The 5,024-nt window shown below is 51.1% G+C and carries 5 protein-coding genes; 1 reads left to right on the forward strand and 4 read right to left on the reverse strand.

Going from position 1 to position 5,024, the window contains the following annotated elements; translation table 11 throughout:
• Nucleotides 1-18: 18 nt before the first annotated feature.
• The 4 genes from yidD to IQ273_RS30235 form a co-directional block, all read right to left on the reverse strand.
• A complete protein-coding gene (yidD, locus tag IQ273_RS30220; protein ID WP_194026796.1) occupies nucleotides 19-261 on the reverse strand; it encodes a membrane protein insertion efficiency factor YidD in 243 nt (80 codons plus the stop codon).
• A 122-nt stretch (nucleotides 262-383) separates the two neighbouring features.
• Nucleotides 384-740, reverse strand: coding sequence for a gas vesicle protein (locus IQ273_RS30225; protein WP_194026797.1), 357 nt, complete (start codon nucleotides 738-740; stop codon nucleotides 384-386).
• A gap of 106 nt (nucleotides 741-846) precedes the next feature.
• Entirely contained in the window at nucleotides 847-1,899 is a 1,053-nt protein-coding gene (locus IQ273_RS30230) for a serine hydrolase (RefSeq protein ID WP_194026798.1), read from the reverse strand.
• A gap of 596 nt (nucleotides 1,900-2,495) precedes the next feature.
• Nucleotides 2,496-3,221: a DapH/DapD/GlmU-related protein gene (locus tag IQ273_RS30235; protein WP_194026799.1), complete on the reverse strand. Its 726-nt coding sequence runs from the start codon at nucleotides 3,219-3,221 to the stop codon at nucleotides 2,496-2,498.
• 1,164 nt (nucleotides 3,222-4,385) lie between these two features.
• On the opposite strand from IQ273_RS30235, the gene IQ273_RS30240 reads away from it, so the two are divergent.
• Nucleotides 4,386-4,829 (forward strand): hypothetical protein, encoded by a 444-nt coding sequence (locus tag IQ273_RS30240; protein ID WP_194026800.1) that lies wholly within the window; start codon nucleotides 4,386-4,388, stop codon nucleotides 4,827-4,829.
• Nucleotides 4,830-5,024 lie beyond the last annotated feature (195 nt).

Raw genomic sequence — 5,024 nt, forward strand, 5'->3', positions numbered from 1 at the left:
CCTTACCCACCTACGCACCTACTCCCCAAGTGTTTCCGCCTCAGCGACTCCCTCTGGCACCGGGTCGTAGCCACCGGGGTGAAAGGGGTGACAACGCGTGATCCGCCGCGCCGCTAGCCAGCTGCCCTTGACGGGGCCAAACCGCTCGATCGCGGTCAGCGCATACTGCGAGCAGGTGGGGTTAAACCGGCAGGTAGGCGGAAGCAGCGGCGAAATCAGCCGTCGATAGCCGTGAATGAGCAGAAGAAGAAGGTGCTTCATGGCTCTATTCTATCGAGTGGCGGTTTCGACGGAGACCTATGGCTTCGACTTCGCTCAGCCACCAACCGCTGACTGAGCGGAGTCGAAGTCCTGCCTCTTCCTACGGGAGAAAGCCAGCTTGCTCAATAATCCAGCATTAAGGTGTTGTAGTCGTCGGGTGCTGAGGCGGCCCGCTCTGGCAGGTACACATTGGCGGTGGGGGCAAAGTGTGCGCTCTGTGGTCTGGCGGCTTTAGAAGCTTGAGTAGGCTGGCGCATGGAGGTCGCCTGGGCATTTAGACCTTCGGTGGCCTGCTCCAGCTCGGCGAGGCGATCGCACAGCCGTTGGCGGCGCTCGTCGATGTACTCTAGCTCTTTCTGAAGGCGCGTTTTTTCGACGGTGAGCTTGTACATGTCGAGGTACTGGGCCGCTTCGGTCTGCGGCCTTGGCATGGTGCTCACTTTAGGGAAAATTCTGCGGGGGGCGTGTTTGCTGTTCATAACAGTCTCCGGAGGGCGGGCCTAGCGTTCACAGGGCTAGATTGCCCGCTGGGCGGCGCAAATTCCCACCCGCTGACAATTTGTAGCAATAGGTTGTAGCAATAGGTCACACCTCCGCTAGCGCTTGGGCCACCGCATAGACCACATCTACCCCCACATTGTTGCCCTCCTGATTGGTTGCAGCCGCAATGGTGGTAGGACAACCCGCCAGCGCCGAGAAGTGAAAGGCTGCGATCGAATAGCCTGGCCCACCCCCACTGTGCCCCACGACCTGGCCATAGGGAGAGTCGGTATCCATAAACAGCCCTAAGCCACAGCCAACATTCTGTAAAGGCGGATGCGGTCCCAAGCTGTGAACCGGCTGAGCCATTTGATCTACCAGCGACGTATCAAGTATCTGCCCTGCAAATAACGCATCTATCATGGTCGCCAACTCAGCAGCGGTAGACACGACCACGCCGTGAGATACCCAGCCGGGATGGTAGCGCTGGGCCATGTTTACCCATTCGTTGCCGCCAAAGGCATGGGTGTAGCCAGGAGTCAGGTCTGCGACATCCTCCAGGGAGGTGGCGACAAAGGTGTGAGCTAGCTCCAGGGGAGAAAAAAACAGCTCGGCCAAAATTGCTTGAAGCGATCGCTCTGTAGTTTGCTCCAGCAGCGTTTTCAGCGCCAGATAACCAAGGTTGGAGTACGACCAGCCTGTGCCTGGCTCAAACAGCAGCCCTCGCTTGCGGACCACATTCAAATAATCCTGAAACAGCCAGGGAAAGCCGGGGGACACTTTCATGGCTTCGTGATAGGCCGGTAGTCCGCCGTAGTCGGGCAGGCCGCTGGTGTGGCTCAAGATCTGGCGTAGGGTAATGGGTGTTGCCACCGGAAACTCAGGCCAGTAGTGCTGAATTGGAGTATCCAAATCAAGCCGTCCAGTGTGTACCTGGTGCAGCACCGCCGCAGCAATCAGGGTTTTGGTGATGCTGTAGATAAAAAAGCGGGCATCGACAGGCAGCGGGACGGTGCGCTGGAGGTCGCGATCGCCAATACTGGTTTCGAGTACAAGCTGACCATCGGTGTAAGCGGCGATCGCTGCCCCCGGCAAACCAGAGTCGGCCAGAATCTGGCTGACTGAGGCTCGAATTTGTTCTAGGCGATCGCTGTCCATTTATATTTCTAAACCGTGACTAATGGCTTTGATCGTGTGGCGTAGTCAAATGCTGGCGGAATTGCAATCTTTGAGCTTACTCCAGTCTGTTGCAATGCTCCAAGCGGGCAGGGCCAGGGGCAGCTTATAACACTGCACAGGATAGTACTTCATAAAGTGCTGCTTCAGGTATGAGGAAATGGCCACCAGCAGGTCAGAGGCCGCGATCGCCGTCGGTAGCGCAAACCACTAGGGCATCATCAGGGCAATACATCGCTGCAATCCTTGCGCAGTTAGTTTTTGATCAATAATGCCAACGGCATCTCGCCGCAGCGTCAACAACGCACGGGGAAAGGCCACAAAGTCTTCCAGGCTCAGTTGGCCCGGCCTAAGGGCCGATGGCCTAATCAACAAACGCCAAAAAACTATTCAGACAGCAGGTTTTTACCAGGATATAGGCTATAGCGGTGCTGGTGGTCGATAGTAGTTTTACCCGCAAAGCGATGGAAGCGGTGAATACTGCACTTGAGGCTGTGGTTGCGCGATTTAGGTCACAGCTTTATACCCCAGTCCATTACTTTCTTAAACCTCGATTGACGCGGTTTTTTGAGGACTGCTTAGGGTCTAGTTTGGCTGGCATGATTAGGCAAAACAAGGTCACTTTCAATCCGCTGGTTCACATCTCGTTTGCGAATGACTTTGGCCGGTACACCTGCTGCAACAGAAAAAGGTGGAATATCTTTGGTGACAACGGTACCTGCACCAATAACACTGCCACGACCAATAGTTACGCCATCTAAAACTCGAACGCCAGAACCAATCCAGCATCCTTCCTCTATGTGAATACCCTTACAGGTAAATCCCTGGGAATGAATGGGTATATCGAGATTGTCAAAATTGTGATTGTTAGCAATTATTGTAGAATGCGAAGCAATCAGGCAATCACGATCTATCTGAACCTTTCCAGGACCGCCGATAAAAACGAAAGGGGCAATATACGAATTCTCGCCAACCTCAACAAACCCGCCATAACCAGAAAAAATTCTAATATCGACGTAGCGATCTATTGAAACATTATCTTTTAAAGTAATGTTGTTTCCCCTGCTGTCGATACAGGTGCCCTTGCGTATGCGAACTCCTTTGCCAATGTGAATGTTGCTCGTGCCAAAAATCCGCACACCAGACTGAATAAATATAGGAAGCTTACTTGCTCCCAAAATAGGGTAGTAAGCAATAATGCGTAATGCGGTGCCAATAGGGCTAGGTATCCATCCAAAAACGCCTGTAACCACGAAGCCCAGGGTGTAGTCTTTTATGAAACTAAGCTTTGATTGTAGGCCCATTTTGCTTTTCCTTTTTGATCTTTAATTGATTTTTTGATCAGACTTTGGAAAAATCGCTTGGAGCTGTCGCGTCAGACAGGCAGATTCAATTCTGAACCTATAAAAGCTATGATTAGGCTTCTAAAAGCTAAAACAATTGTAGAGATGGCTGTTGAAGCTTGTTTTAGACAAAGGCCTTGTTCAAGTATTGCTTAGAACATATAGGGCTGGCCTCTACCTAAAGCTATAGCGCTGGCCAGCTAGTTTAAAACATGATCAGGTATCTCAGCCTGGGCTAAGACACTAGTAAAGTATCTTGCTATTGTCATGTTCTAACCCAGGTGGCGATTGCTACAAACGCGTTGCAACCAAACTCGAGGCGGTTTATTTTGCGCTCGTCAAACAAGCAATTCATAGCCGATAGACGCGATCGCAGTCACGTCTATTTTCCTATGAATCAAATGCTGATTCTAAGTCTCAATTAATTTAGGGTGGACTTAATAAAAGCATGGTTAGAACAATTAAGATGACTTTTTGTGACTCAAATCTAAGTGAGTAGCGGGAAAATGATTTTTAGGGCTGCAAGGCTCTGTGTGGATGAAGCTTTTTAAGTTAGAGGCCTTGCGCCACTTAACACTCTAGATGTCTTTTTCTGGAGTCAAAATTTTAGTGTGACTCTTGAGACAATCTTGCGAAAGAAGGAATGTCTTCGTTAGATCGCCTTCGTAAACTATGAAAGTAACTTTGAATGAATGCTTAGCTTTTCACTTTACTAATGTAAAGTGTACGTTCAAAGTTCTGGTTAGTGCTCATTTGGCATAACTGTATCATGGCTTCTCTGAGTTTGAAGGTATTTGAGTCGGGTTCATGAAAACTTGTTTATTTTGAATCTTTCATGAGGTGAGTTTAGAGCAGAGAATGAGGTGGTCGAGCTTGTAACTGTTTATCATACGGAGGCGATCGCCCCAGCCCCGCTGATTGCACGGTTTGAGACTAGGGCAGCGTCAACGCTAAGAATTAGGGTGCCGTAGGGTACATTCGCGCAGCAATGCACCGAGAGGAAGGCCATCCTAGGGCAAAACATTGAGTACGAAGACGGGCCGCCGCTCCAGTGCCACACCGCGCCCGGTAATTTTGAGATGACCGTGGGTAGTATGTCTCGATAGACCTATGACTGCTTAACGCATGATGCTACCCGTCACCCCAAAACCAAAACGCCGCCGTCTGTTGATCGCCTTAATTGTTGGCGGTATATTGGTGACCAGCTTTCCATTTTTGGTGGTTGGTGGTCTGCTGGCCAAAACTAGTTGGGATGAGTGGCAACAGTGCCGGGGCTACACCCAGTTCAACCCTACCCAGTGGAATGACCCAACTCTCAGCGCCGATCCTACCTACGTCCGCCTCTGTATGGTGGATGACCTACTGGCCAAATATCTGCTGCTGGGCAGGCCCCAGGCTGGCGTTGTTGAACTACTGGGCACCCCAGAACCCCAAAACGGCTTTGCCGACTACGATATGATCTACGTTTTGGGGCCAGAGCGCAGCTTCATCAGCATCGACTATGAATGGCTGGTGATTAAGCTCGATGCCGCAGGCCACGTCAATGAAGCTAGCATTGTGACCGATTAGGCTGGGGTTATTTGTGCCTGGGGCGTAGCGTGCCAACCAGGGGTAGTTGCTCTGTTCGGCCACGCCGCAAGCGTAATTACCCGTCACCTGCGCAGCCTGGGGTAAGGCTAATCTTTTAATGCAGCATCAGGGTGGCTGGAGCCTGTTGTTATAAGGGTGGCTAACCATTCACGTTAAGTTAAGGGTGTCGTAAAC

It is taken from the genome of Nodosilinea sp. LEGE 07298, from assembly GCF_015207265.1.
Taxonomy (GTDB): domain Bacteria; phylum Cyanobacteriota; class Cyanobacteriia; order Phormidesmidales; family Phormidesmidaceae; genus Nodosilinea.

Excerpts from the sequence above, each read along its gene's own strand:
- yidD (WP_194026796.1), bottom strand. The coding sequence starts at position 261 with ATGAAGCACCTTCTTCTTCTGCTCATTCACGGCTATCGACGGCTGATT.
- IQ273_RS30225 (WP_194026797.1), bottom strand. The coding sequence starts at position 740 with ATGAACAGCAAACACGCCCCCCGCAGAATTTTCCCTAAAGTGAGCACC.
- IQ273_RS30230 (WP_194026798.1), bottom strand. The coding sequence starts at position 1,899 with ATGGACAGCGATCGCCTAGAACAAATTCGAGCCTCAGTCAGCCAGATT.
- IQ273_RS30235 (WP_194026799.1), bottom strand. The coding sequence starts at position 3,221 with ATGGGCCTACAATCAAAGCTTAGTTTCATAAAAGACTACACCCTGGGC.
- IQ273_RS30240 (WP_194026800.1), top strand. The coding sequence starts at position 4,386 with ATGATGCTACCCGTCACCCCAAAACCAAAACGCCGCCGTCTGTTGATC.